Annotated in this window: 23 protein-coding genes; 8 read left to right on the forward strand and 15 right to left on the reverse strand. The window is 39.8% G+C overall.

Annotation, left to right across the window (positions count from 1 at the left end):
* Positions 1–50: 50 nt before the first annotated feature.
* Together J7E52_RS17390 and J7E52_RS17395 are read right to left on the reverse strand one after the other, a co-directional pair.
* Positions 51–1,520: a helix-turn-helix transcriptional regulator gene (locus tag J7E52_RS17390; RefSeq protein WP_214749154.1), complete on the reverse strand. Its 1,470-nt coding sequence runs from the start codon at positions 1,518–1,520 to the stop codon at positions 51–53.
* A gap of 315 nt (positions 1,521–1,835) precedes the next feature.
* Positions 1,836–3,149: an MFS transporter gene (locus J7E52_RS17395; RefSeq protein ID WP_214749157.1), complete on the reverse strand. Its 1,314-nt coding sequence runs from the start codon at positions 3,147–3,149 to the stop codon at positions 1,836–1,838.
* 422 nt (positions 3,150–3,571) lie between these two features.
* On the opposite strand from J7E52_RS17395, the gene J7E52_RS17400 reads away from it, so the two are divergent.
* From J7E52_RS17400 to J7E52_RS17410, 3 genes are all read left to right on the forward strand, one after another.
* On the forward strand, positions 3,572–4,177 hold the full coding sequence (locus J7E52_RS17400; RefSeq protein WP_214749159.1) for a TetR/AcrR family transcriptional regulator: 606 nt from the start codon (positions 3,572–3,574) through the stop codon (positions 4,175–4,177).
* A gap of 133 nt (positions 4,178–4,310) precedes the next feature.
* Positions 4,311–5,741, forward strand: a complete 1,431-nt coding sequence (locus tag J7E52_RS17405) for an FAD-binding oxidoreductase (protein WP_214749162.1) — start codon at positions 4,311–4,313, stop codon at positions 5,739–5,741.
* Entirely contained in the window at positions 5,738–6,295 is a 558-nt protein-coding gene (locus J7E52_RS17410) for an MFS transporter (RefSeq protein WP_214749165.1), read from the forward strand. The genes J7E52_RS17405 and J7E52_RS17410 overlap by 4 nt, the downstream gene beginning before the upstream one ends.
* Positions 6,296–6,563: 268 nt before the next feature.
* Here the strand turns inward: J7E52_RS17410 and J7E52_RS17415 are convergent, their stop codons facing one another.
* The 6 genes from J7E52_RS17415 to J7E52_RS17440 all read right to left on the reverse strand — a co-directional run bounded on the left by J7E52_RS17415 (position 6,564) and on the right by J7E52_RS17440 (position 12,778).
* Positions 6,564–7,154 (reverse strand): TetR/AcrR family transcriptional regulator, encoded by a 591-nt coding sequence (locus J7E52_RS17415; protein WP_214749168.1) that lies wholly within the window; start codon positions 7,152–7,154, stop codon positions 6,564–6,566.
* Positions 7,155–7,293: 139 nt separating this feature from the next.
* Entirely contained in the window at positions 7,294–7,893 is a 600-nt protein-coding gene (locus J7E52_RS17420) for a nitroreductase family protein (RefSeq protein WP_214749171.1), read from the reverse strand.
* Between the two features lie 109 nt (positions 7,894–8,002).
* Positions 8,003–8,980 (reverse strand): ring-cleaving dioxygenase, encoded by a 978-nt coding sequence (locus J7E52_RS17425; RefSeq protein ID WP_214749174.1) that lies wholly within the window; start codon positions 8,978–8,980, stop codon positions 8,003–8,005.
* Positions 8,981–9,439: 459 nt separating this feature from the next.
* Positions 9,440–10,363: a DMT family transporter gene (locus J7E52_RS17430; RefSeq protein WP_214749177.1), complete on the reverse strand. Its 924-nt coding sequence runs from the start codon at positions 10,361–10,363 to the stop codon at positions 9,440–9,442.
* 423 nt (positions 10,364–10,786) lie between these two features.
* A complete protein-coding gene (locus J7E52_RS17435; protein ID WP_214749180.1) occupies positions 10,787–11,770 on the reverse strand; it encodes an alpha-ketoacid dehydrogenase subunit beta in 984 nt (327 codons plus the stop codon).
* Between the two features lie 12 nt (positions 11,771–11,782).
* A complete protein-coding gene (locus J7E52_RS17440) occupies positions 11,783–12,778 on the reverse strand; it encodes a thiamine pyrophosphate-dependent dehydrogenase E1 component subunit alpha (protein WP_214749183.1) in 996 nt (331 codons plus the stop codon).
* A 508-nt stretch (positions 12,779–13,286) separates the two neighbouring features.
* Between J7E52_RS17440 and J7E52_RS17445 the strand changes: the two genes are divergently transcribed.
* The 3 genes from J7E52_RS17445 to J7E52_RS17455 are packed head-to-tail and all read left to right on the forward strand — an operon-like array spanning position 13,287 to position 17,343.
* On the forward strand, positions 13,287–13,766 hold the full coding sequence (locus J7E52_RS17445; protein WP_214749186.1) for a MarR family winged helix-turn-helix transcriptional regulator: 480 nt from the start codon (positions 13,287–13,289) through the stop codon (positions 13,764–13,766).
* The gene (locus J7E52_RS17450; RefSeq protein ID WP_214749190.1) at positions 13,763–15,487 is read left to right on the forward strand and encodes an ABC transporter ATP-binding protein; all 1,725 of its coding nucleotides are present in this window, start codon (positions 13,763–13,765) and stop codon (positions 15,485–15,487) included. Before J7E52_RS17445 ends, J7E52_RS17450 begins: the two co-directional genes overlap by 4 nt.
* Positions 15,484–17,343, forward strand: coding sequence for an ABC transporter ATP-binding protein (locus J7E52_RS17455; protein WP_214749192.1), 1,860 nt, complete (start codon positions 15,484–15,486; stop codon positions 17,341–17,343). The genes J7E52_RS17450 and J7E52_RS17455 overlap by 4 nt, the downstream gene beginning before the upstream one ends.
* Before the next feature lie 122 nt (positions 17,344–17,465).
* Here J7E52_RS17455 and J7E52_RS17460 read toward each other — a convergent pair whose 3' ends face one another.
* On the reverse strand, positions 17,466–17,918 hold the full coding sequence (locus J7E52_RS17460; RefSeq protein WP_063233436.1) for a MarR family winged helix-turn-helix transcriptional regulator: 453 nt from the start codon (positions 17,916–17,918) through the stop codon (positions 17,466–17,468).
* A gap of 123 nt (positions 17,919–18,041) precedes the next feature.
* On the opposite strand from J7E52_RS17460, the gene J7E52_RS17465 reads away from it, so the two are divergent.
* Positions 18,042–18,482, forward strand: coding sequence for a GNAT family N-acetyltransferase (locus tag J7E52_RS17465; protein ID WP_214749197.1), 441 nt, complete (start codon positions 18,042–18,044; stop codon positions 18,480–18,482).
* Between the two features lie 127 nt (positions 18,483–18,609).
* Here the strand turns inward: J7E52_RS17465 and J7E52_RS17470 are convergent, their stop codons facing one another.
* Together J7E52_RS17470 and J7E52_RS17475 are read right to left on the reverse strand one after the other, a co-directional pair.
* Positions 18,610–19,878: an erythromycin esterase family protein gene (locus J7E52_RS17470; protein WP_309476903.1), complete on the reverse strand. Its 1,269-nt coding sequence runs from the start codon at positions 19,876–19,878 to the stop codon at positions 18,610–18,612.
* 25 nt (positions 19,879–19,903) lie between these two features.
* Entirely contained in the window at positions 19,904–20,275 is a 372-nt protein-coding gene (locus J7E52_RS17475; RefSeq protein WP_214749203.1) for a hypothetical protein, read from the reverse strand.
* Between the two features lie 255 nt (positions 20,276–20,530).
* Between J7E52_RS17475 and J7E52_RS17480 the strand changes: the two genes are divergently transcribed.
* Entirely contained in the window at positions 20,531–21,055 is a 525-nt protein-coding gene (locus J7E52_RS17480; RefSeq protein ID WP_214749706.1) for a divergent PAP2 family protein, read from the forward strand.
* 686 nt (positions 21,056–21,741) lie between these two features.
* Here the strand turns inward: J7E52_RS17480 and J7E52_RS17485 are convergent.
* The 4 genes from J7E52_RS17485 to J7E52_RS17500 are packed head-to-tail and all read right to left on the reverse strand — an operon-like array spanning position 21,742 to position 25,818.
* Entirely contained in the window at positions 21,742–22,845 is a 1,104-nt protein-coding gene (locus J7E52_RS17485; RefSeq protein ID WP_214749206.1) for a chitobiase/beta-hexosaminidase C-terminal domain-containing protein, read from the reverse strand.
* Between the two features lie 4 nt (positions 22,846–22,849).
* On the reverse strand, positions 22,850–23,185 hold the full coding sequence (locus J7E52_RS17490) for an AtuA-related protein (RefSeq protein ID WP_214749208.1): 336 nt from the start codon (positions 23,183–23,185) through the stop codon (positions 22,850–22,852).
* Entirely contained in the window at positions 23,166–24,506 is a 1,341-nt protein-coding gene (locus J7E52_RS17495) for an acyclic terpene utilization AtuA family protein (RefSeq protein WP_309476904.1), read from the reverse strand. Before J7E52_RS17495 ends, J7E52_RS17490 begins: the two co-directional genes overlap by 20 nt.
* A gap of 7 nt (positions 24,507–24,513) precedes the next feature.
* Positions 24,514–25,818: a CitMHS family transporter gene (locus J7E52_RS17500; RefSeq protein WP_214749211.1), complete on the reverse strand. Its 1,305-nt coding sequence runs from the start codon at positions 25,816–25,818 to the stop codon at positions 24,514–24,516.
* Positions 25,819–26,045: the final 227 nt, after the last annotated feature.

Raw genomic sequence — 26,045 nt, forward strand, 5'->3', positions numbered from 1 at the left:
CCTTTTGTCTACAAACTGAAAGGACGATTCATTTATTGAATCGTCCTTTTTTATAATCCAGACCGATATGCTGATGGTGTACATGCTTCAAGCAATTTGAATTTGGCATTGAAATAAGTTTGATGTGAATAGCCGGCTAATTGTGAGATTTCCTCCAATGATAAATCCGTTTCCTTTAATAAACGTTTAGCTTCCCTAATTCGAACTTGATGCAGCGTATTTCGAAAAGACTCGCCGGATTCAGCCGCAAAACGACGGCTGAGTGTGCTTTTATTGATACGCAGAGTATCTGCACAACTCGCTAGATTCCACTGGGCGTCCCAATAGTTGGACTCGATCAGCTCCCTTGCTTTTTCGCTAAGTGTGCGTGCCCCTTCCTGTAATTGTCCATGATCCTGCAGAAGTAAATGGGTGGTGAACGCATGCAGCTCTTTTACTATTTGGTGAATGACTGGTTTGTGTACGATTTGCTGAAATACGTCATAGTATATTGCTTCTAGAGAAGCATTCTGCAAGTTGTATGATTTCATATGCCTACGGACTTGCGCAAGTACGCTTGTAAGGCGAATACGAACGATTTCCGGGTCAGGGTATGGTTGTTGAAAAGTAAGGAATTCACGTTCGATCCAGTTCCTTATGGCTTTCGCATCCCGTCTTTCGAGCATTTCTATCCAAAGCCTTTGTTCAAGGGGCGTGAGGAATGGATCCATCTCTTGAGGGGAAGTTTGTTGACTTTCGGCTAAAATGATATCATATCCATCGAAAAATATTTGCCTCGTAAATTCACGTGTTTGCTGATACATCCTTTTTAAAGACTCATCAGGATTTGCCGCTTTTATTATGATGGCAAGGGGCTCATCCATTCTTTCTTTCCAGTGAGCCAGGAACGCTTGGTATTCTTCCTTATATACCTCAATTTCCTTTGTTTCCTGAACGCATAAAATAAAATCCGATAAAGCAAAGATTTGATTCTTCCCAGTAAAAGAATATCGTTGCAGTTCATCATAAACTAAAGGAAGGGTCTTGTTATCAGGTGTCAAAAATGCCACCATGATTATTCGACTTTCATGCCTCCGGTCTGTCAAGAAGAAATCAGGATACCCAATATCAAGTGTATTCTCACCATCCATGGCGTTAGTCGAGGATAAACCTTTACCATTTCTCAAATGAAAACGCAATTGTTGGATATGCTTTACCAAATCCGCTGAAGAAAAAGGACGGAATAGGACATCTTCAGCGCGAAAACGCAAGGCCCGGTAAGCCGTTTGAAAGATTCGCTCAGATGAAATTCCTAACCATCGAATTCCCCTTCGCTTTAACGATACACCCATCGCCTCACTTTCATCCGTCCAAATATCCATATCCAAAATAACGAATTCCGGTGACTGATTGCGGATGCCCTTTTCAAATTCTTCAATCGTTTTCCACAAGATCAATCTAACTCCCGTTAGGTGGGACTCCACTATCCAACGAATTCCTTGAGCCTCAATCTCATCTTTTGCCACCAAATGAATTTCCACATCATCACCTCATTTCTGCTGATATTCCTGTAATGAAAATAAATATGAAGGTCAGCACTTGAAAAGAAAAGGAATCCCTGGTCTTTTCGAATGCACTTGTATCTTATCTCCATTCTAATCCCGCCGAAAACTACAAACAAGTCTTATTGGGCAGAACCTGCGATTAAGATTGAATTGTTGAAATGCCCAACTGGGATTTTGATATACTCGGGAAGTACCCACATGAAAATATAAAAAGAAACATCATAGGAATTTTGTGATTTCGAATGATGTTTCTTTTTTAGTCACTTTTAATCTTCAATACATTTAGAACCTTTATAATCGATTAATATTGACTTCAACTTCTTTTACGATGTTTTCCTCTGAAGCATCTTTCAATGATAATAGGGTGATGACTCCTATTACAAGTAATCCAGATAAAATAAACATACCTTGAGTAAATGCAACAGTTCCAAGAATCATCGGTCCTACAAAACCGCCTAAAGCCGCAAATGAATTGACTATGGCTATTCCAACTGGTGCAGTGGACTCGGTGAAGAAAAATGTCAAATAGGCAAAGAAACATCCACTGAACCCGTATAACCCGAAAGATGTAATCGTTAACATAAGCACCATCATAAAAACACTATCTGAAAAGCCGCACCCGATAAATCCGACAACTGCTATCATGAGGCAAACGAGCAAGTGTGATTTATGTGCATTGGTCCGATCTGAATTCCAGCCTACAAACATAATGGCAGGTATGCCGACTAACGATGGAATCATCGCTAACCAGCCTATTTCTAGATTGGTTGTTGCATTCTCCGATAAAGATTTAATGATGGTTGGCATCCAGAAAGACAATCCATAGATAGATGTGTACCCTGCGAAATAAAAAAGGGCCAACTTCCAAATTTTCGCATCTTTCAGCATAGCAAGCTTTGTGACTTTATTTATTTTTGAGCTAACTTTCCTTTCTGCACTCAATTCCCCTTCTAACCAATCACTTTCTTCTTTAGATAACCATTTAGCGTTAGTCGGTCTATTAGTTAAATAGAAAACAACAACAATTCCAATCATAATGGCCGGAATGCCTTCAAGGATGAACATCCATCTCCAGCCGGCCATACCGAACCAGGAAATATTGTCAAGAATCCACGTCGACACAGGCGCACCAATCAATCCGCCAATCGGTAAGGCTAAAAGCAGGACCGCTGTTGCCCGTCCTCTCTCGCGGGCCCTGAACCAATAAGTTAAATACAAAATTATTCCAGGGAAAAAACCAGCTTCGGCGACACCTAATAAAAAACGGAGAATGTATAAATGCATCGTTGTTTGCGCAAAACCTGTTAATATTACCACTAGCCCCCACGAAATCATTATACGGGCAATCCATATCCGAGCTCCCACTTTATGCATGATCATGTTGCTAGGAACTTCAAAGAAGAAATAGCCTATAAAAAAAATGCCAGAAAGCAATCCAAAAACTTCAGCGGATAAGGCTAATTCTGCATTCATTTGTAAAGCAGCATAGCCTAAATTGACCCTGTCCAAGTAAGCAATGATATAAAGGAGCAAAATAAATGGAAGAATGCGTTTCATCGTTTTACTGATCGTTCTTTTCTCTATTTCACCACTGGAATGTTTCATGATTACTTCCTCCCTTTTCATGCTACTATTTCCCAAAAAATAATCCGTTTACCGTACATCTCTTTTCCTGCTTCCCGACACTCTGGTTCATTCCCAGGACCATCAATTTACCCTGATTCCCCCCCTCCATTTACATATAATGAATCCAACACCAATTGTATAGGAATCTTAGAAAAATCTAACCAACCTTTTCACCTAATTCTTCTACTTGAAAAACCTCCTCTTTAAACTGAATTAGCCTCCCCATACTTGATCCCAAATCTTTGTAAGCGCTTTCTGAATTTGTAAAATGCAATTAAGAAAACGTTGTGATTATTGATGATCTACGTTAGATTAAATAGACCACCAATCATTTAACTAGACTGTAGTCTGATATTAAACTATACAGGAATATTCTGTCAATTATCATTTGGAGGTTTTTTATGATTGAACCCAGAAAGAAACAGCTTAGGGGAGAAAAGACTCGTGAAAAAATTTTAAAAATATCTTTAAAGTTATTTAGCGAAAAAGGTTATGATAAAGTTACCGTTGACGAGATCGTGAAAAAAAGCGGTACATCAAAAGGGTCATTTTACCAACACTTTTCAGCGAAATCGGACATTTTTTTAGTGAGATTCATAGAAGTCGAAGATTACTATCGCGAAGTCTTCCATTCGTTCCCAGTTGATATGGATGCTACAGAGAAATTGTTTATTTTCATACGCAAATTGATGCGTATTCTGGAAGAAGAAATGGGCAAAGATTTAATGAAAGTGATTTACAGTTCCGCTTTAAATTCAAAAGAACATACTTACTTTTTAAATTCAAATCGCTCCCTCTTCCAAATTATTCGTTCATTAGTTGAAGAGGCGAAAGAACAAAACGACATTGGCAATGACCAATCAGTTAACGAAATTTCACAACTTATCACCCAAAGCCTGATGGGAATCATCTATCATTGGGGATTAAACAACTCAGAACAAAGCTTGGAATCACTATCCATACCGCTAACCAAAACAATCATTAATGGGCTGAAAACTAAGAACTAATACATAAACCAAAAGATTCATTTTCAATCACACTGAATGGACAGGGTAACTCCATTAATCTATAAGTTCATACATTTTCATTATTTCAATTGAGTGTCAGACAAATTAAACGAGGAGTCGAAAGCCAGATATCATGAAACGGTTTTTATTTATCATTCTATATGCACTATTATTTGGATTATCGCTGCAGGCTTTTAATTTCAAGCTTGACCAACCTATTGCAGAAGATATCAGCCGGCTGATGCCAGTTAAAATGAAAGCGATAAAGGCAGAAGATAGTGAAGAAGCAATCAAAAAGGTCGTTTTGGATGCCGAAAAAAATGATGATCCCATTTCCATTGCCGGAATGCAGCATAGCCAAGGAGGGCAGACATTATATCCAAACGGGATCCTGCTCGATATGAAGCACTATGATAAAATAATTGATTTGGATGTAAAAGAAAAACGCATCAAAGTCCAAAGCGGAGCAACCTGGGCTGCTCTTCAGGAATATATCAACCCATATGGACTTGCACTGAAGGTCAGTCAATCTCAAAACATTTTTACCATTGGCGGTTCTTTGAGCGTTAATGTCCATGGCCGAGATATCCGTCATCATGCCTTGATAGAAACCGTGGAATCTTTTAGATTGCTTAACGCAAAAGGACAAATATTAACAGTGAGCCGCGAAGAAAATTCAGAGCTCTTCCATTCGGTTATTGGCGGGTATGGATTGTTTGGAGTAATACTCGATGTAACACTCCACCTTACCGATAACGAACTTTATAACATTAAAACTAAATCACTCCATTATGATGAATATACGTCGTACTTTAAAAGAGATGTTCTTCAAAACGATGATGTTAAAATGCATCTTGCAAGAATATCAGTTGCTCCTGGCTCCTATTTGGATGAAATGTATGTAACGGATTATTATAGGGCAAATGACCAAACAAGGCTATCTGACTACAATACTCTCAAAAGGGAAACGATCATTGCCGTGCCAAAATTCTTTCTTGGCCTCTCACGTTATAATGACTGGGGAAAAAAAAGTTTTTGGGAAACTCAAAAAACCTACACGGCCAAGATTGATGGTACCTTGGTTTCGAGGAATAATGTGATGCGGTCAGACTCTGCCTTTATGGATTACAGCAACCCCAACAAAACTGAAGTGCTGCAAGAATACTTCGTTCCGATTGATCAATTTGCTGATTATATCGATGACTTAAGAAAAACCTTATCTGATGAGAAAGATTTTAATTTATTAAATATTACAATTCGTTATGTGGAACATAATGATGAATCACTCATGTCCTATGCCAAGGATGATATGTTCGCTCTTGTAATGCTCATCAATCAAGGGACAGATAACAAAAGCAAGGCAAATACGGGAAGGGTCATCCGAAACATGATTAATGTGACGCTTGACCATAACGGGAGCTACTATTTGCCCTATTATGGGTACCCAACCAAGACACAATTATTTGAAGCGTATCCGCGTACTGAGGAATTTTTTCGATTAAAGAAGAAGTATGATCCTGATAATCGCTTCATGAATCTTTTCTATGAGGAGTATCATCCATGAATTATAAACGTTTTGTTTTGTACCAAGGCACTGTTGGAATGGCTGCCAGCATGATTTTCCCTTTTTATATTTTGCTTATCAAAAATGTAGGCACAAGTTATTCGCAATTCGGGTGGGCATATGGAATATTCTCACTGACTGCAGCACTTAGCTATCCTTTAATCGGAAAATTCACTGACAAAACCGGTGACAAAGCATTTCTCCTTATCTATTCATGGGGGATGGCACTCATCCTTCTTGCCTTTCCTCTCGCATATGAAATTTGGCATGTCTATCTCCTGCAAATCATTATGGGGGTACTTGGGGCAGTACAAAAAAACACTGAAAAAACGGTACTTGCAAGATATGTTACGAAGAAAACAGCGGGTGAGGAAATTGGAAACTACCATGTTTGGACATCCATCGGTGCTGCAGCGGCGGTGATTGCAACCGGATATTTAGTCGACTTTTTAACGATCGGCAGCATCTTTTACATTGCCTCCTTAATGTTTGCCTGGAGTGGATTTACCATAATGAAGATGGAAAAAATCACAACACTGCCGTTGGAGGAATAATTAAAACACGCCATCCCCTTTTAAAGAAGCATCTACTATTATCCATTGCAGATGCTTCTTTTATTGTTTCACCGCCTGAAGGAATCCGAGTACATCAATTGTTTAAAGGTTTGATTAAATGACCCTGATAGGACTGGTTAAAGCAAAGCAACAGTCTCTCTTAACTTAAGATTGCCTGTTGCTTTGTTTTTTATTTAGTACGGCACGCCTTCATGCGAAACTGAGTGTAAAATGATTTAATGCACTTATATGCGATTTATAAAAACTACTATGGGGTTAAAGCCCTAGTGAATATAGTGACACTCTCTTTAATAAAATCATCCAGTGATATGCTTGAAAAATCAGCATTGGATTCTAACTCGTTCATATAAGCACCAAAATGCATCATCATAAATGATAAGGCTTGCAATTCAGGATTGGTCTGAATGACTTTTCCTTTATCTGACATAACCCTTAAATAATTGGTTAAGATCATCATTAATTGTTGAGGATGCTTTTGCATTTTTTCGTGTAGACCTGGCAAATTAACTTGCTCTTTCATTCCAATTTGGATCAGTTTTCGGTTATGGTTCATAATTTCATGATACTTTCGACTGATAAGAAGCAAGTCTTGAGACAAATTAAAAACGAGTTTTCCCTCAAAAAGGCTTCTCATCTCTTCGGCATAATGAAATCGGTCAAACGCGGTTTCAAGAAGGTTTTGTTTGCTGCCGAAATGGCGAAATAGCGTCTTTTCGCTCAACCCTGCCGCATCCGCTATTTCTTGGGTGGATACGCCATTGTATCCTCTTTCTGCCATAAGATTTATAGCAGCGATCATAATTTTATCAGAAGTGTCTTGTTTTCTATTACCATTCATTTTAATAACCTCTATCATTAATCGTATGTCAGTAGTGACTGACATAAATATATAATATGACATTATCGTTGTCAAGATATCCCGGAACGAAAAAAAGAGCCATTGTGGTTGGCTCTCTGTAACTTATTTAGCATCTCACTCATTTGTAAAATTTTATACGTTCCTCAAGTGGTTTGAATTCTTTATCACCCGGTTGAGCTGTTGGATTTCCAAATGGCATTTGAGCAATCAATTTCCAATTACTTGGAACATCCCATTCTTTTTTCACTTCATCATCAATTAGAGGATTATAATGCTGTAAAGTTGCTCCCAATCCTTCTGCTTCAAGTGCAGTCCAAACAACTAATTGATGCATGCCTGATGTTTGTTGTGACCAGATCGGGAAATTATCGGCATAAGTTGCAAATTGTTCTTGAAGCGAATTCACAACAGATTCATCTTCAAAGAATAATATTGACCCATATCCCGCTTTAAAGGAATCCATTTTTTGTTGAGTGCCAGAGAAATCTCCCTCACCAACCGCTTTCCTCAACGCCTGCGTAGTAATGTCCCATAATTTATCATGTGCCGAACCTGTCAAAACAACAAGGCGGGAAGATTGGGAATTAAAAGCCGATGGCGTGTGTTTTACCGCAAATTCAACAATTTCTTTAATTTTCTCATCCGATACTCCGACCTCTTTATTGATTCCATAATATGAACGTCTTTCTTTAATGGCCGTGTAAAAATCTTTTGTCATGAGTCATTCCTCCAGAGCATTTTTTCTATTTCAAATGATTATTCCATTTTTATTTCTACCTGTTTTAGTATGGGCATAAACCAATATATCATCCGCTAAAGATCGTCAATTATTCTTTAATGAAATCCTTGATGCTTCTTACTGTATCAATGGGACGGACCAACTTTTCGATTTGATCCCTTTTAGGTTCCAAGAACGGTGGCAGAGATAACTTTTCCCCAAGCGTTTCATACGGCTCATCCCCCATGAATCCAGGACCATCCGTGGCAAACTCGAATAAAATTTGCGGTGCCACCCGTACGTAAAGCGACTCAAAAAAGTGACGATCAACATAACCGGACGTATTAAATTGGAAGCTTTCCATTCGTTTGATCCATTCTTCCAGAACGGAACGGTCTTCAACACGGAAGGCTGTATGGTGAACAGTCCCAAACCCCTGCCGTGCCTGAGGAAGGATCGAATTATGCTCGACGATCACTTGTGCACCATTCCCACCTTCCCCTACTTCAAATAGGTGAAATGATCCTTCCTTGTCTATTTCTTTGAATAATAGGACTTTTTCCATCATTTCTTTAAAGTAATCGAAGTTGGCGATGCGAATGAAAATTGGTCCTAATCCTGTAATGGCATACTCCAGGGGAATAGGTCCTTTTTGCCAAGGTATTCCAGCTGCAACCCCTTCATTATTTTCATCTGAAATCAATTGATATTGCTGATCATCAAAATCCACAAAAGAAATGATCTTTTTACCAAATTGTTCTTGGATTCCTGTATTCCCAACTTCTAAGCGGTCGAAGCGCTTAACCCAATACTCCAATGCCGCATCATTCGGTACACGGAAAGATGTTTTTGAAATCTCATTAGTCCCATGCACTCCTTTGGGAATACCAGGAAAATCGAAGAATGTCATGTCAGTACCTGGTCCGCCAACATCGTCGGCAAAAAACAGGTGATAGGTTTGGATATCATCTTGGTTAACTGTTTTCTTGACTAAACGCATGCCTAATATATTTGTGAAAAATTCATAATTCTTTTCTGCACTACTTGTTATGGCCGTTACGTGGTGTATACCTTTTAATCCATTCATAAATTATTCCTCCCATTAAAACGATTCAATTTTTGGATGTTCAGCTTTTTCATTAATCCCCTATATTTTTCCTTCAAGAAGAATGGCTATTCATTAAAGGGGTTTGATAAGGTTTTACTATACTTTTCATTATCTTGAATTAATATATCTTTACTTAAAGATAATTTATCACGAATACCATTCACTGTCAACAACATTATCTCAAATTAATATATCTCAAGATCGAAATAATTACAGCAAAAACACACCACTGTCAATTTTCTTGATTCTAAATATCTTTCGAAAGAATTATGGAAACAGAATATCCATTCTAAAGCAAATGCCATTCCAAGCTATAAGTCCGGCAAAGACGATCAATCACTTGTTTTGCAAAATTGAATCAGAGTTAAAGTGTTTCAATACGAAAGCCCCCCAGGTAAAAACAAAACCTTGACGTGAGGGCTATTTCGTTTTGGTTTCTTATTTTACATGACGCAATTCCCCTTGTTTTCCGGAGGAAGAGTTTGTGCCATCTTTTTCTTTTGACTTCTTAGAAGAAAGGTAAACTCCTGCGAAAATAATCAGCAGGCCAATAATTACATTAGGATTAATCGCTTCCCCAAGCAGAACATAGCCCCAAACCATAGCGCTTGCAGGAATAAGGTATGTAACCGTTGCGGCTAATTCGGGGCTGCCATTTTTATTGATGTAGAAATAGATCAGCTGACCGAGCCCAGAGCCAAAGCACCCAAGACCGACTATGGAGAAAATTGTTAGCGGGTCCATCAACATCACTAGCTTAATCGGCCCTGCCATTAGCATCCCGATCAATCCGATAATGGCACCCGTGAGCAGCGTAAAGGTAGTAATGACCAATATGCTGGTATTGGAAAGAAATCTTTTCGTAAATTGGCCGGCAAAACCATAACAGGTGGACGCTAGCAGCATTGTCCCAATCCCTATGAATTCCTTGCCGAAAAGCTGACCGACTTGAAAATCCATCAAAACTAGAATTCCGAAAAAACCGATAAGAATGCCCATCCATTGCCGGGCGGTTAAAACATAAGAAAAAATGATAAATCCGATGATCCCCGTCCAGATCGGAGTGGTTGCATTAAGAATCGATGCCGTGCTGCTGTTAATCTCTGTTTCACTTAAAGCTATTAAACCCCATGCTAATCCGCAATTGAAGATTCCGACAACGACCAGCGCTTTCCACGGTAATTTCCAGTTGATTTCCCTGCGCCTCCACCATAAAATGGGAAGCAGAACAACAGCACCCGCCAAACAGCGGAGAAACACAATCCCCCAAATGCCCGCTGGCGGGAGCAGCCACTTCATAAAAACAAACGATAACCCCCATATCAAACTAAGACCGATTAAAGCCCCGTATAATCGAAGCATGATGTTCCCCTTCCTACTTTCTTATTATGACAAACATTGTTATGGATTTCATATAAAATCTTGCTATATAAGATGAAATTGAAATTTATTTTCTGCCAAATTCGGTATAGAATAAAAAAACCATGCTTTCTACTGATTGCAAAAGACTGTTCGAGAGATACATGCTGCTGCCTTTATCTTGAAGGTAAAACCATCAGTGAAACGATTAAACGAACTGAACCAAACGTTCGCATCTATTAATTGTAAATATACCCTTCTGCATATCTTCATGTTTCAACTTAACTGTTCATACTTTTTGGTCAAATTCACGGACATCCTTGGCGATTTCCTTAATTGGTTTTTCACCGGCATGATCAATCACGGGAACAAACAAAGCATCCCCCATCTGGGGGGATGCTTTGTTTGTTCTATTTTAAGGTTCATTTAATAGGCAGCCAGGTCCCGCAGGGCCTTTTCCACTTTTTCTGGATTCACCATGAAAGATTTCTCCAATGATGGTGAATATGGCATTGCTGGAACATCCGGGCCTGCGAGTCTCATGATTGGGGCATCGAGATCGAAGAGGCAGTTTTCTGCAATGATTGCCGATACTTCACTAATGATGCTCCCTTCCATATTATCTTCCGTAATCAATAAGACTTTTCCCGTTTTAGATGCTGCTTCCATTATGGCTTCTTGATCTAAAGGATAAACGGTTCGTAAATCAAGTATATGTACAGATATGCCATCACTGGCCAGCCTTTCAGCTGCCTGAAGCGCAAAATGAACACAAAGGCCGTAAGTAATCACTGTAACGTCTTCGCCTTCACGTTTTACATCCGCTTTACCAATGGGTAAAACATAATCATCATTCGGCACTTCTCCTTTAATAAGGCGATAGGCACGTTTATGTTCAAAGAAAAGGACCGGGTCTTCATCGCGAATGGCAGCCTTCAATAACCCTTTTACGTCATAGGGTGTAGAAGGCATGACAATTTTCAGTCCAGGTTGATTGGCAAAAATGGCCTCAACGGATTGTGAATGATATAACGCCCCATGTATACCCCCACCGTATGGAGCTCTGATGACGATAGGGCAATGCCAGTCATTATTGGAGCGATAACGGATTTTTGCAGCTTCTGAAATGATTTGGTTGATTGCAGGCATGATAAAATCTGCGAATTGCATTTCCGCAATCGGCCTCATTCCATACATGGCCGCGCCGATGCCAACTCCTGCGATTGCGGATTCAGCAAGCGGTGTATCAATGACACGCTGTTCACCAAATTTTTCGTATAACCCTGAAGTCGCTTTAAAAACGCCGCCTTTTACCCCTACGTCCTCACCTAATACAAATACACGGGAATCACGTTCCATTTCTTCCCGCATCGCCATTATCACGGCATCTATATAAGATATCACTGCCATCTTCTTTCCCCCTTACTTACCTGCGTAAACGTAATTTGAGAGCGTATCTTCATTTGCAAATGGAGCATTTTCCGCATAATCCGTCGCTTCGTTCACAACTTCCATTATTTCCTCATTCATTTGTTTCTCCATTAGATCATCCATGATTCCTGTCGCTTTTAAATAGGCACCAAAAGTAATGATCGAATCTATTTTTTTTGCCTCCAATACTTCATCAGGCGACCTATATTGACTATCATCATCATCACTTGAATGTGGTGTAAGCCTGTATGAAACCGTCTCGATTAAGCTTGGTCCTTCACCACGCCTTCCTCTCTCGGCCGCTTCTTTCACCACCCGGTATACTTCGATCGGATCATTTCCATCAACCGTCACCCCTGGCATGCCGTAACCAATGGCCCTGTCGGACACTTTCGCGCAAGCCAATTGCTTTTCAATCGGGACGGAAATGGCATACTGATTATTTTCGCACATCAAGATGACCGGAAGTTTATGTACACCTGCAAAATTCGCTCCTTCATGGAAATCACCTTGGTTTGATGAACCCTCTCCGAATGTAACGAATGAAACAATATCTTTTCCTTCCATTTTTGCAGCGAGTGCAATCCCCACTGCATGTGGCACCTGAGTGGTAACTGGCGAAGATCCCGTTACGATGCGATTCTTTTTTTGCCCAAAATGCCCAGGCATTTGACGTCCGCCTGAATTTGGATCTTCTGCTTTGGCAAAACTGGATAACATTAAATCCCTGGCGGTCATCCCAAACGCGAGCACCACTCCGAGATCCCGATAATAAGGAAGGACATAATCCTTTTCACGATTCAATGCAAATGCAGCCCCCACTTGAGCTGCTTCCTGCCCTTGACAAGAAACGACAAATGGAATTTTTCCAGATCTGTTCAACAGCCACATCCGTTCATCAATTCGTCTTGCCAACAACATAATTCTATACATCTCAAGCACCTGTTCATCACTCAGTCCTGCCTGTAGATGACGGTTTTCAACCATATGTCATCATCCCTCCTAATAATTAAAACTTTTCTCTGTTAAAACCAGGATATCGTCCTCATACTTGCACCTAATTTAAACTGGGGCTCTGTATCACAAATTACCAATCTTTCTTATTAGCTGTTTGTTTGTCTCGCAAACTTAAATCCTGTTATGTATCTACGGAAGAAAAATTCTTTTATGTATACATGCGCTTGCCATTTAACACCCGTACACTCTCATTTGCGTTATCATCTAGTATTATTACCTGGTACTAACTCAATATTATCCTAACACTTTTCATCTCACATTTTCAAGTTAATTTCACTTTGTATGGGTTGTTTTCACGCGAAAGCCTTGCCTGACTTTAAAACTCATTTTCATATACGCACCTCAGACTAGATAAACACCGGGGTGTTGAAGTTATTTTTTTGTTGACTAAGCGGATAAATAGCTGTAAATTAAAATGATTCATAAAATTAAATGTTCGGAATGGAACAGTTCAAAACAGAAAGAATGGTGAAGTTGAGTGGAGGATGAAAAACAATTAATGCGTTCCGTACAACTATTGCGTTCATTTTGGAACGTGCAGAAAAATATAATGCGGTTCGTTCAAAAGACAGCCGCAGAAAATGGATTAACAGTTCCTCAATATTCCATTTTGATGACCATTACCCTTTACAAAGAGACCACTCAAAAAAATGTCGGGGAGAAAACATTTCTTCCAAAAAGCACCTTGAGCCAAGCGGTCGATGGTCTCGTTCGCGCAGGAATGCTCCATCGTGAGCATGTGGAGGGCAACCGGCGTGAGATTCAGTTGTCAATCACCGACCAGGGGAAAAATTTATTAAAAACGATTCATTTTCACGAAGGAAGCATCCACCAAATCTTTCAAACGGCCATTGAAATGCTTTCCGAAGAACAGTTTGAAGAGTTGCTAGAAACGCATCTTCAAATTACAAACTTTTTAGAAGCACAAGCAACCGAACAGGGAGAGTGTACAAAATGATAAAAATACTGAAAAATTTATCCGTTTATAAGTGGATTGTTTCAGCAGTTATCGGTCTGGTTTTTATTCAGTCCATGTCGGACCTCTTTTTGCCTACACTAATGGCAGATATTATTGACAAAGGCGTCGTTCGAGGAGACACTCCTTACATTTGGAAAATCGGTGGTTTGATGCTGTTGGTTTCCGCACTTGGCGCTTGTGCATCCATAATCGCAAGCTACTATTCGTCCAAAGCGGCAATGGGGATGGGACGCGATCTTCGCCTGAGAGTCTTTAATCATGTTGAAAAATTTTCATTACAAGAATTTGATGAGGTCGGTACGGCGTCATTGATTACACGGACGACCAATGATATAACACAAGTCCAGCAAGTGGTTATCATGATGCTTCGTATGGTTATCAGTGCACCTATCATGTTAATCGGCGGTGTGATCATGGCTGTATCCATGGATGCAAAATTATCCCTTGTCATTGTTGTCACAATGCCTTTATTGATTGGGTCGATCTTGCTTATTCTATATAAAGGTGTGCCCCTCTTTCAAACGGTGCAAAAACGATTAGACCGGTTGAACCTTGTATTACGAGAAAATTTAACTGGGATTCGCGTCATTCGTGCTTTCAATCGTGAAACACAAGAGAAAGAACGTCTTAAGAAAGCGAATAAAGAATTGACGGATGTCTCGATCAAAGTCAATAAAATCATGGCCTTCATGATGCCTGTAATGATGCTTGTCATGAACTTGACGGTTGTTGGTATCATTTGGTTTGGTGGATTTCGTATTGATAACGGCGGTATGCAGATCGGGGACTTAATGGCATTTATTCAATATGTTATGCAAATTATGTTCGCCCTCGTTATGGCATCCATGATGTTCGTTATGGTTCCACGAGCGGCCGTGTCGGCAACAAGGATAAACGAAGTCCTTGACATGAAACCTTCATTCCTGGATGAGGGGACAGAAAAGGCAGATCGTGAACACGGTACACTTGAATTTGAACATGTGACGTTCAGTTACCCAGGAGCAGAAGAACCTGCATTATTGGATATTAGTTTTTCTGCAAATCCTGGTGAAGTCACCGCAATAATCGGTGGAACAGGTTCAGGGAAAACGACGCTCGTCAATTTGATCCCTCGCTTCTATGATATTTCAAGTGGAACGATTCGCGTCAATGGTGTTGATATTCGTAATTCATCACAAGATGAAGTTCGTTCAAAAATTGGCTTTGTACCACAAAAGGCCGTCCTCTTTACAGGTACTATCGCTGAAAACATTCGCTTTGGAAAACAAACAGCCACACAAGATGAAGTTGAGCATGCGGCTCGGATCGCGCAAGCGGAAGATTTTATCAGCAACATGAAAGACGGCTATGAGGCAGAAATCGAACAAGGCGGTTCAAACCTATCGGGAGGGCAAAAACAACGGCTTTCGATTGCACGGGCACTCATTCGGAAACCCGATATTTATATATTCGATGATAGTTTTTCTGCACTTGACTTCAAGACCGATGCCAACCTTCGCGCTGCCCTGAAAGATGAAACGAAAAATTCGACGGTACTGATCGTTGCACAGCGTGTCAGTACGGTCGTGGACGCTGATCGAATCATTGTGTTAGACGAAGGCCACATTGTAGGTATGGGAACACACAAAGAGTTGCTAAGTACAAACGACATATACCGTGAAATCGCCCTATCACAGCTCACAGAGGAGGAAATTGCATGAGTAATCAAAAAAAACCTCAAGGCGGCGGTCAGGTTGGGCATGGTCCTGGTGGCGGTAACATGATGATGATGGGTCAAAAAGCAAAAGATTTTAAAGGAACACTAAGACGTCTATTGACTTATTTAAAACCTCGGCGCAACAAATTGATTGCCGTGTTCTTCGCTGCAATCATGAGTACGATTTTTATGATTGTTGGACCAAAGATCATGGGAAATGCAATTACAGAATTATTCGAAGGGGCTTACGGGAAATTCCAGGGAATACCAGGAGCAGCTATTAACTTTGATAAAATTGGCCAGATCCTTCTACTCCTTGCCGGACTTTATGCTTTAAGCAGCCTTTTCAACTATGTACAACAATACATTATGTCAAGTGTTGCACAAGACACGGTATATGATCTTCGAGAAGATGTGAACCAAAAGCTCGAGAAACTTCCACTCAAATATTTTGAAGGACGTCCAAATGGAGAAACACTTAGCCGAATGACAAATGATATTGATACAATCGGGAGCACCCTTCAGCAAAGCTTAACGCAGTTCATCACATCAATCGTAACGATTTTGGGGATTATCATCATGATGCTTTCGATAAGCCCGTTATTGACATTAATCTCGATTGTCAGCTTACCTTTGTCAATATTTGCAATCCGCCCTATTTTAAAAAGATCCCAAAAATATTTTGCCGATCAACAGCGTAAACTTGGACAATTAAATGGGCACATTGAAGAGATGTATACCGGCCATCAAGTCGTTAAAGCATTCGGACATGAGAAAAAGGCGAGTGCCCAGTTTACTGCGGTTAATGAAGAATTGTATAAAGCGGGAAGCAAAGCCCAGTTTATATCGGGTATCATCATGCCCATAATGTTCTTTATCGGAAATTTGAGCTATGTCCTCATCAGCGTTGTCGGCGGAATATTGGTAACGCAACGTTCGATTTCAATTGGTGATATTCAAGCATTCATCACATATTCAAAGCAGTTTACCCAGCCAATCACACAAACGGCTAACATCGCCAACATTATTCAGTCGACGGTTGCAGCAGCTGAGCGTGTTTTTGAACTACTAGATGAAGAAGAGGAAATGAAAGAACAAACCACAGTTAATATAAAAAGGGCAAATGGGGCTGTCTCTTTTGAACATGTGGACTTTGGATATGGGGAAGAAATGTTAATTGAAGATATGAACATCGATGTCTTGCCTGGACAGACGGTCGCAATTGTTGGACCGACTGGTGCTGGAAAAACAACTATGATAAATCTCTTGATGAGATTTTATGAACTCAATGGCGGAAAGATTTATATTGATGGTCTTGATACACGGAATATGGCACGGAATGATCTTCGAAAGAATTTTGGTATGGTACTTCAAGATACCTGGCTCTTTAATGGTACCATTAAAGAAAATATCGCTTATGGCAAAAATGGAACAACTGATGAAGAAATTTTTGCAGCTGCTCGCACGGCACATGCCGACCATTTCATTCGGACACTGCCAGATGGTTATGAGACAATCTTAAACGAAGAAGCGTCGAACATCTCACAAGGCCAAAAGCAGCTTTTGACAATCGCACGGGCTGTTCTAGCAGATCCACCAATCATGATATTAGATGAAGCGACGTCTAGTGTGGACACTCGGACAGAAGTCTTTATCCAAAAGGCCATGAACCGACTGATGGAAGGACGAACTAGCTTTGTCATTGCCCATCGTCTCTCAACGATTAAGGATGCAGATTTGATTCTTGTTATGGATCAAGGAAAAGTGATAGAGAAGGGAACGCATTCAGACCTTTTAAGGGAGAATGGTTTCTATGCAGAGCTTTACAATAGTCAGTTTACTGAAAGTGCAGCTGGATAATAAGAAAGAGGCTCAATGTCCAATCGGAATCGAGCCTCTTTTTATAATATCTTTCCGCAACCATTACATTGATGCTTACACCAATTAGTCAACCATGAATCAGTGATAACTTATACGCTGTATCAATACCCCCTCTTATTTCCCTTTTTCACAAATTCCCAATCTACCTCAATATTTTTTCTGACCCTTTGAAGAAGATGAAACATCGTTTCCGTTTCTTCCAAAGAAAATCCAGATAATGCAACCTTGTCGGTATACTCTCCTTCTTTTTTCAAAAAGGGATAAACCTTTTCACCTTTATCAGTAGCATATAACTTTTTAATTTTTTTGTTTTCCTCATCATTTTTCTTTTCAATAAAACCTTGAATTTCAAGTTTTTTAATGGCCCGAGCTGCTGTCGTTCGGTCAACCTTTATCATTTCTGCTAACTTTTCCTGGATGATTCCTGGATTTTCACATATTCGAACAAGATACAAATACTGCCCTTTTGTAAGGTCAAATTCTTTAAATTCGATATTACTTATAGAGTCCAATGCCCTTGCTATCATTCCAATTTCACGGAGTATTTCCTTCATTCAAAAAGCCCCTGACTTTTTTGTTGCATTTACAACAAATATAATTTCGTATATACTATAAAAAGGATATACATATATTATGACTTGTCTTACTGAATAAATCTAGAAAAGGGATGAAGAACATTGGATTCAAAGAGAATAACTACAGAAAATGATTTAAAAATAGCCTTTCTAATCAGAAAAGAAGTATTTGTCGAGGAACAAGGTTTCCCATTAGAAAGTGAATTTGATGAATTCGATACACTTAATGCTTTATCTGAACACATATTAGCCTATTATAATGAAAAACCAGTCGGAACTGGTAGGTTAAGAGTTGTTGATGGTTTAGGAAAATTGGAGAGAATTTGCATCTTAGAGCCTTACCGTAAATTTGGTCTTGGAAAAATAATAATTAAAACGTTGGAAGGAATTGCAAAAGAAAAGGAAATATCCCAGGTTAAATTACATGGGCAAACACAGGCAGAGGGCTTTTATAAAAAACTCGGCTATCAAACTTCATCCGATGTCTTTATGGAAGATGGCGGTCCTCATCTTTTAATGATAAAAGAATTAATGAATGAATAAGAAGTCATCGGGCAGTGATATTTTTCAATTTGGCGAGGACAATTTTTTTAACACCAACATTGGGCAATAGGAATAAGCACGAACAAGCCCTTTATAACTTGAAAGGTTATAAAGGGCTTGAAATTTATTACATAACGGGTGCTTTTTCATGAACAAGCGGGTGAAGGGCCTGAGTTTCATCAATGTAAATAAAAGCATCATATCTATCTGACATAACAGAAGGTACATAGTTTCCATATTGTTCATATTCCGGTCTATATACAACTCCAATCGCCCGATGTCCAATCCTATCTTGGAATAGCTGCCGATTTTCATCGGTGAAAATGAGCAACTTATCATACGCACCCGAAAGGTGCATAGCTTCCTCCCAACTTCCATTCATTGCAGGGGGTACTGTTTTTATTTCAAGATCCACGCCCCACTCATCTGCTGCAATTACAGTTCCCCTGTAGGTTCCGAAACCTGTGATAAATACATCTTCAGCTGGGTTTTGTTCACGAATGACCTGGCCGACATTAATCATCCCGGAATCTCTCATATCTGTAGCGCTGGCATCGCCAACATGGGTATTATGTTCCCATACAATCGCCTTGCCTTCAGAGCCGTAAAAATCCATGATTTCATTTAGCGCATCCACCATATGCATATCTCGAATATTCCATGATTTATCATCATGAACCACCATCGTCCTGTAATAATTTTCTGCATTATACGCTACCAATGCATTCACTTGAAGGTTCAAATTCAATTCTTCATGATGGGGGTATTTTTCTTTTTTCCGTTGAATAGTTGTCAGTAATTTGGCTACTTCCTCTATACAGTCTTCTGAAAAAATGCCTGCTGAAACTGCGTACTCCTCATTATTCCGATTGAATGGCTCAAAACATGTGAACGCATGTCTGGCAGCTTCGAGGTCAGGTGAATCAATTTGTTTTAAGTAATGGATAACTTCGTCCATGGATTCCCACAGACTGTAGATATCTATCCCATAAAATCCAACTTTCGTTTGATTCTGTCCAGACTCATTGTATTCTTTCATCCATTCAATCAGGTCGATCATTTCCTCGTTTGCCCACATCCAGGTCGGCCAGCGGTTAAAACTTTTAAGCACATCCCTTGCGGATTTAGTTACTTGGTCATAGCCTTTAACATACCTATTGATTGCTTGGCATGCGGGCCAATCGCCTTCAACGGCTACAAAGGTGAACCCTTTTTCTTGAATCAGTTTTTTTGTTATTTCAGCTCGGGCCGTGTAAAACTCGGAAGTTCCATGTGATGCCTCACCCAGCAATACAAATTTTGAATCATTAACTTGTTGAACGAGCTTATCCCAATCTGCTTCACTTTTAAGCATGACTGATTGTTCGATTATTGACTGAACCAGATTATGATGCACTGTTTTTCCCCCTTGTTCTCGACAATTAGCGTTTGTACTCAGCATTGTAAGAATTTGCACCTGCGTGTACGGACAGTAAAGTATCAGCGTACCCCACTAGACGATTTATAAGTTCATCACAAATAGAGTAAACCAGCTGAAAGTTTTCCACCTCAAATAGAACAGGGTCATCCAGAATGACCGTCGTGTTAATGAACATATCTTTGTTTCCATATAGATTGTAGTGAACTATAGCCTTTCCAGCAGCTCCCCCAGTAGCTGGATCATTAAAGCCGGGAATGAAAACAAACCATTCTTCAGCAGTAGCTGACCTGAAGTTTTTTGTGAAAGACAATCGCTCGGTTACCGTCAGGATCTTTTTTTGCTCTTCCGGATTTATATCCTTGATCTTGTTCATTCCATTGCCACCTTAACACCATGTTAATAACCTTCCGTTATATATTTTCCTTAAGTGACCCATCCTATAAATAATTATTATGAAATAGTCGAACACGGACACTGAAAAAAGGGTCATTATATACATGAAACTTGACCTTTAATAACAGCCGATAATCATGGAACTGCTGCATATAAAAATTATTATTGGGGTATCAAAAGAGGGAAGATAATATCCTGGATTGGGTTGGACTGGTCTGGAGTGGAGGAGTTGCTCATGGAAAAGATGAATCGGGGAATTTTAACGGCGCTGTCGGCAATCGGCATTGCGCAAGGGCTGAAAATTTTAACGCATTATAAGCTGACGGGAAAGTGGGACTTGAAGCAGGCTTTCACAACAGGTGGCATGCCTAGTTCGCACTCTGCCGGTGTGGCCGCACTGGCATCCTATGTGGCAGCGAATAAAGGCTGGCTGCATACGGAAACAGCACTTGCGACAGTGTTTGGCGTGATTGTGATGTATGATGCTCAAGGGATTCGGCGCCATACAGGCGAAATTGCCAAGCTTGTGAATGATCTAGAAGATAATATGGCGAAATTTTCGGGAGAGTTTCCGAGCTTTGAGTATGTGGAGCGTGAGAAAGAACTGAATGAACTGCTCGGACATCAGCCTGTGGAAGTTGGAGCAGGTGCGCTGCTTGGAGTGGTACTTGGGCTTATTTCGGCTAAATTGGAGGATGGCAAGCCCTCCAAAACCAAACGGCTGAAAACAGTGGGCAAGCCTAGGTATTATAGATCATGAAATACGTTAAGTAAGGAAGAGTCTAAAAAAAATCGTCCAAGATTTATAAATTCCCAACATATACAGATATTTTTAACATGAAACTACCTAAAAAAACTATCTCAGTAAGGTGTTTTTTCTTATACATCCGGAAAAAATTACAATCACGAATACTTTTTTTATCCTATTAATAAAAAATATGTCTATGTTTTTAACATAGACAAAATTAATAATTTATTCTGCTTAACGTATTGGAGTGTCAACTAAGTTGTCTTAAGATGGCCCCGTTATTTACAATCTCTCTCATAGGTGTACTATTCATATTTATTAAAGTGACACAGTTTCTTCAAACTAAGATTAAGCTTAGTTGAAGAAACTGTATTAAAGGATTTCCACATTGAAGATTCTTTTTTCATTAGCTATAAAATCGATCTCGTAAGTAAGCTTGCAAAGTTTTTTCGCGGGACGACCTCCGTTTCTCGATTCTGGAGAAAAGTAGAAATGCATTCTACTATTTTTTGCAGAAAACCTAGACATCGATTTTTTCCTCATATATTCATTTTTTATGAATTCGATAAATCAATAAAAAAACGCGACATATCTTGTCCTTCTTGCGGTCGTGAAAACAGAAAAACCTCTATGTGTTAGAGGTTTTTTCGTTAACTTTAATCACTTGTAAATAGTTAATAAATCATTTTAAACAAAATTTAATTCGAAGACTTCACCTGCTGAAATACCCACTCTATCATTTCTTCATTTTCATAGGCGGGTATCCATGATGCATGGTCATAATTCATTTCTGATCTATATTCCGTGTATATTGGTTCTCCTCCTTCACTTTCAATAGCATCTATAATATTTCTTGAATATGAAACAGGGATGACTGAATCGTCTTCTGCATGAAATGCCCAGGTTGGTACGTGATTGATTAGATGTGCCTTAGCCGGATCAGCCCCTCCCGCTATTGGGACCATCGCTGCAAATGTATCAGGATGTTCCATATTCATATTGAATGTACCAAAACCGCCCTGAGACAATCCTGTGGAATAAAGTCGGTTTGGATCGATATTATATTCTCCTCTTACGTGTTGCAAAACTTCGTATGCCATTTTAAGGTCCTCGGACACTTTGAATACTCTGCTTAAATTAACAATGTTATTAACATCTCTGGTAATCGTGAATCCACCATCAGGAACATTACGCGATTGAGGAGCTAAAATAAAAGATGGATGCTTAGCTTGATTTTCAGGTGCCGCCCAGATAACGGCTCCGTCGTTGGCCATCAATTGCTTCTCATTATCATTTCCTCGTTCCCCACCCCCGTGTAAGAACAAAACGAGCGGATAAGATGTAGTTGAATCATAATTTTCCGGTACGTATAGACGGTATGGCATCGATTTATAGGTGAATTCTAAAAACTTTTCAGCGATCGAGCCCCTGGTCTCGAATGTGTAAGTAAACTCAGCGACATCGCTTTGATGTTTCTTATTCTTTATAGTTGACCCTTTACTTTTCACTTTTCCCCTTATCGCGATAGCTTTAATTACCGAATCGTTATTAACGCGAATCGCCTCTATAAATAAAGTGCTTTTATCTGTAGGAACACTTCCATCTGTCGTGTAATAAATCTTTGCTCCAGGCGACGTTGTATTCAAGACTACTTTTTGTTCCCTATAATAGTTACCGGATGCAGAAGAAGCCGTTGGTTCAGCCACTTTGCTGTTAGTATGATTGCTTTTTGCAAAAACAGGCACAGTAAATAATGATAATATAAGCATCACCATTAACATACTATTTATAAGATTTCTCATCTTCTTATTCCCCTCCTATAAATGCTTCTTGTACTTCTATTTCCATCTCCAATAAGGCGTAACTCAAACTTTTTCCATGCGTATCCATACCGAGTGATATTGTAACTCCGCCAAGCAAAGCTTGATGGCAAACGAACTGGAGAGCAGCGATATTTGGAACCTCATATCGAAAAATTTCACCATCAACAATGTCCTTAAAATGTTGTTTTACTCTCTCTATTGTTACTTCTTTGCATAAAAGGGAATAGTCTTTTTCCTGATATGGAATAAGCGAAAGCATCAAAATATTCCCTTTATCACCGGCGCGGCTGTGGGCAAGCTCATATAGTTTTCTCTTCATGCAGTACACTCTCCTTTATTACAACACTCACTTCAATTTCTTCACGAGGAAGTAGAGAAGAAACAATTCCTAGTACTTCGTGTGTATACTTTCTTGCTCCTCCTCCACCTGCTGGCCCATTTGTGTAAAGAGATTCAACTTCTTCACCAATTTTAGCGGCTTCGCTAAGACTGTGTGATTTAGCTGCGACCCTTAGTCGGACTTCGTATGGTTCAGGCCATTGTCCAAACGTATTCCGGTGTGTGGATGAAACACCGATATAATCAATCCTCAACTCATCAAAACTCATCTCAAGTCTCTTTCTCATAACGTCTCCAGCTAGTTGTGCTCGTGCCCATGCATTTGAACCGGCATATGAAATTTCTCCTTCCCCTATAAACCCTGCATGGTAACCGACGCTTACTTTTAACGCTTCAGGCCGTTTCTTTCCTTTTCCTCCTGTTACTTCTATTCGATCCGGCCCTACCTCGCGTAGCTTTACTGACATAAAGTCGGCAGTTACATCAGGTGTAATATATTCGTTTGGATTTGTGACTTCATATAAAAGCTGTTCTTTTGCCGTCATTAGATTAATAACTCCACCTGTATTTGGAATTTTTGTAATTAAGGCAGAACCGTCTGCTTGTACCTCTGCGTACGGAAATCCTAAATTTTCCATATGTGGAACATCCTTTTTTCCCGGATCTGCGTAATAACCGCCAGCAATTTGACCACCGCATTCCAAAAGGTGGCCAATAATGGTTCCCTGTGCCATTAAATCTGTCTCGTCAACCGACCACCCGAAGTGGTGAACCATTGGCGCTAAAAATAAGGATGGATCCGCGACTCTCCCGGTCAGAATAATGTCTGCTTCTTTTTCTAACGCAGGTAAAATAGCTTCTACACCAAGATAGGCATTTGCCGATAAGATTGGGCCATATGAATGTAGAGGCTTATTTGTTTCCATAGTCTGTGCATCTGTATCCAGGAATGACGATACATCATCCCCTGTCACAGCCGCCACTTTGATAGAAAGACCTAGTCGTTGGGCAATTTCAATTACTTTTTCAGCGCCACTGACAGGGTTGGCTGCTCCCATATTTGTAATTAACCGCACACCATTTTGAATGAGTGTTGGAAGTAAAAGCTCCATCCGCTTTTCAAGCAGCGGATCATAGCCTAATGAAGAATTCTCTTTTTTTCGCTTGTGCGCCAGCGCGATTGTCCGTTCAGCTAAACATTCCAACACTAGATAATCCAAATTCCCTTTTTCTGCAAGAAGTAGTGCGGGTTCCAACCGATCACCTGAAAATCCTGCACCTGAACCGATTCTAATCAACATAATCACCTCAAATAATAGTAATAGCTCCTGTTAGCAGGGCTACGATAGTCATGATAATCGTTGTTCCAAATGCCCATTTAAAAATAAAACGCTGATGATCCCCTAAATCAACTCCTGTCATTCCTATAAGAATAAACGTAGATGCTGTTAATGGACTTAATGGGAAGCCGGTTGTCATTTGCCCCAGTATAGCTGCCCGGCCAACTTCAATGGGATCAATTCCAAAAGTAGAAGCGGTTTGACTTATGATAGGTAACACTCCAAAATAGTAAGCATCCGGTGTAAAAACTAAACTAAGAGGCATGCTTGTAATCGCTGTCAAAATAGGTAAGTAGCCCGCCATCGCTTCAGGTATAACCGACACCATTGAAAGCGCCATAGCATCAATCATTTTTGTCCCGGTCAAAATACCGGTAAAAATCCCCGCCGCAAAAATCATGGTCGAAACCATAACAACGTTGTTTGCGTGACTTGTGATACGCTCAACCTGTTGTTTTTGGTTTGGGTAATTCACCAATAAAGCAATTGTAAAAGCAATAATAAACAAAGTAGGAAGTGGAAGCCATACTTTGATTAAAGCGATGAGAAGAATCAATGTCAAAATAAGATTAAACCAAAAAAGTTGAGGACGTTTAAATTCTATCGTCGTTGCCGCTAATTCTTGAAAAGCTATGTTGTCCTTTTCCCCCATATCTATAATCCCTAATCTTTCCCTTTCTCTTTTTCCAAGCAAATAGGATGAAAACAACACCCATAGGACACCTGCAACCATAGCAGGTAGAATAGGATTAAATAGTTGAGCAGAAGTAACATTCAAAGTTGCCATCGCCCTTGCTGTTGGACCGCCCCAGGGGGCAAGATTCATGACACCTGCGCCCAAAGCCACTACACCTGCTAAAATGAGAGGGTTCATCTTCAATCTCTTATAAAGAGGAAGGAAGGCGGAAACAGTAATCATAAAAGTAGAAGTACCATCCCCATCTAGGGATACAAGCATAGTGATAACAGCCGTGCCCACCACCACTTTTAAGGGATCTCCTTTCACGATAAGAAGCATCTTAGATACGATTGGATCAAACAGACCTGTGTCCATCATCAGTCCAAAATATAAAACAGCAAAAGCCACCATAATTCCCGTAGGAGCAACCTTTTCGATACCCGCTAACATCATTTCTCCTATCCCCAAGCCAAATCCGCCAATCAAAGAAAATACGATCGGCACCAACACCAGAGCAATTAAGACTGATAAACGTTTTGTCATAATGAGGTAAAGGAAAACTCCTATTGTCAAGAAACCTAAAATAGCTAACATATAATCCCTCCCAATGAGTCGTAAATTGAATATTTACTGGCTTAGCTCAGTTGAAAAAATTTTTTCCCCACGAGGCATATTTACCAAAGATTCCATTGCCCTTTCTATAAGAATTTTGCTGTGTACTATACTTTTTGCAAGAACCATGCCTAAACAAAGAAAGTTATATTAAATTATCATTGAAGTTTGATTTTCTTAGGTGTTTGTTCACTCTAATGCTGATTTAT

The organism is Bacillus sp. ISL-34 (assembly GCF_018613325.1).
GTDB lineage: Bacteria > Bacillota > Bacilli > Bacillales > DSM-1321 > Peribacillus.

Coding starts and splice junctions, on each gene's coding strand:
- J7E52_RS17395 (WP_214749157.1), bottom strand. CDS start 3,149: ATGAAACATTCCAGTGGTGAAATAGAGAAAAGAACGATCAGTAAAACG.
- J7E52_RS17400 (WP_214749159.1), top strand. CDS start 3,572: ATGATTGAACCCAGAAAGAAACAGCTTAGGGGAGAAAAGACTCGTGAA.
- J7E52_RS17405 (WP_214749162.1), top strand. CDS start 4,311: ATGAAACGGTTTTTATTTATCATTCTATATGCACTATTATTTGGATTA.
- J7E52_RS17410 (WP_214749165.1), top strand. CDS start 5,738: ATGAATTATAAACGTTTTGTTTTGTACCAAGGCACTGTTGGAATGGCT.
- J7E52_RS17415 (WP_214749168.1), bottom strand. CDS start 7,154: ATGAATGGTAATAGAAAACAAGACACTTCTGATAAAATTATGATCGCT.
- J7E52_RS17420 (WP_214749171.1), bottom strand. CDS start 7,893: ATGACAAAAGATTTTTACACGGCCATTAAAGAAAGACGTTCATATTAT.
- J7E52_RS17425 (WP_214749174.1), bottom strand. CDS start 8,980: ATGAATGGATTAAAAGGTATACACCACGTAACGGCCATAACAAGTAGT.
- J7E52_RS17430 (WP_214749177.1), bottom strand. CDS start 10,363: ATGCTTCGATTATACGGGGCTTTAATCGGTCTTAGTTTGATATGGGGG.
- J7E52_RS17435 (WP_214749180.1), bottom strand. CDS start 11,770: ATGGCAGTGATATCTTATATAGATGCCGTGATAATGGCGATGCGGGAA.
- J7E52_RS17440 (WP_214749183.1), bottom strand. CDS start 12,778: ATGGTTGAAAACCGTCATCTACAGGCAGGACTGAGTGATGAACAGGTG.
- J7E52_RS17450 (WP_214749190.1), top strand. CDS start 13,763: ATGATAAAAATACTGAAAAATTTATCCGTTTATAAGTGGATTGTTTCA.
- J7E52_RS17455 (WP_214749192.1), top strand. CDS start 15,484: ATGAGTAATCAAAAAAAACCTCAAGGCGGCGGTCAGGTTGGGCATGGT.
- J7E52_RS17460 (WP_063233436.1), bottom strand. CDS start 17,918: ATGAAGGAAATACTCCGTGAAATTGGAATGATAGCAAGGGCATTGGAC.
- J7E52_RS17475 (WP_214749203.1), bottom strand. CDS start 20,275: ATGAACAAGATCAAGGATATAAATCCGGAAGAGCAAAAAAAGATCCTG.
- J7E52_RS17480 (WP_214749706.1), top strand. CDS start 20,531: ATGGAAAAGATGAATCGGGGAATTTTAACGGCGCTGTCGGCAATCGGC.
- J7E52_RS17485 (WP_214749206.1), bottom strand. CDS start 22,845: ATGAGAAATCTTATAAATAGTATGTTAATGGTGATGCTTATATTATCA.
- J7E52_RS17490 (WP_214749208.1), bottom strand. CDS start 23,185: ATGAAGAGAAAACTATATGAGCTTGCCCACAGCCGCGCCGGTGATAAA.
- J7E52_RS17495 (WP_309476904.1), bottom strand. CDS start 24,506: ATGTTGATTAGAATCGGTTCAGGTGCAGGATTTTCAGGTGATCGGTTG.
- J7E52_RS17500 (WP_214749211.1), bottom strand. CDS start 25,818: ATGTTAGCTATTTTAGGTTTCTTGACAATAGGAGTTTTCCTTTACCTC.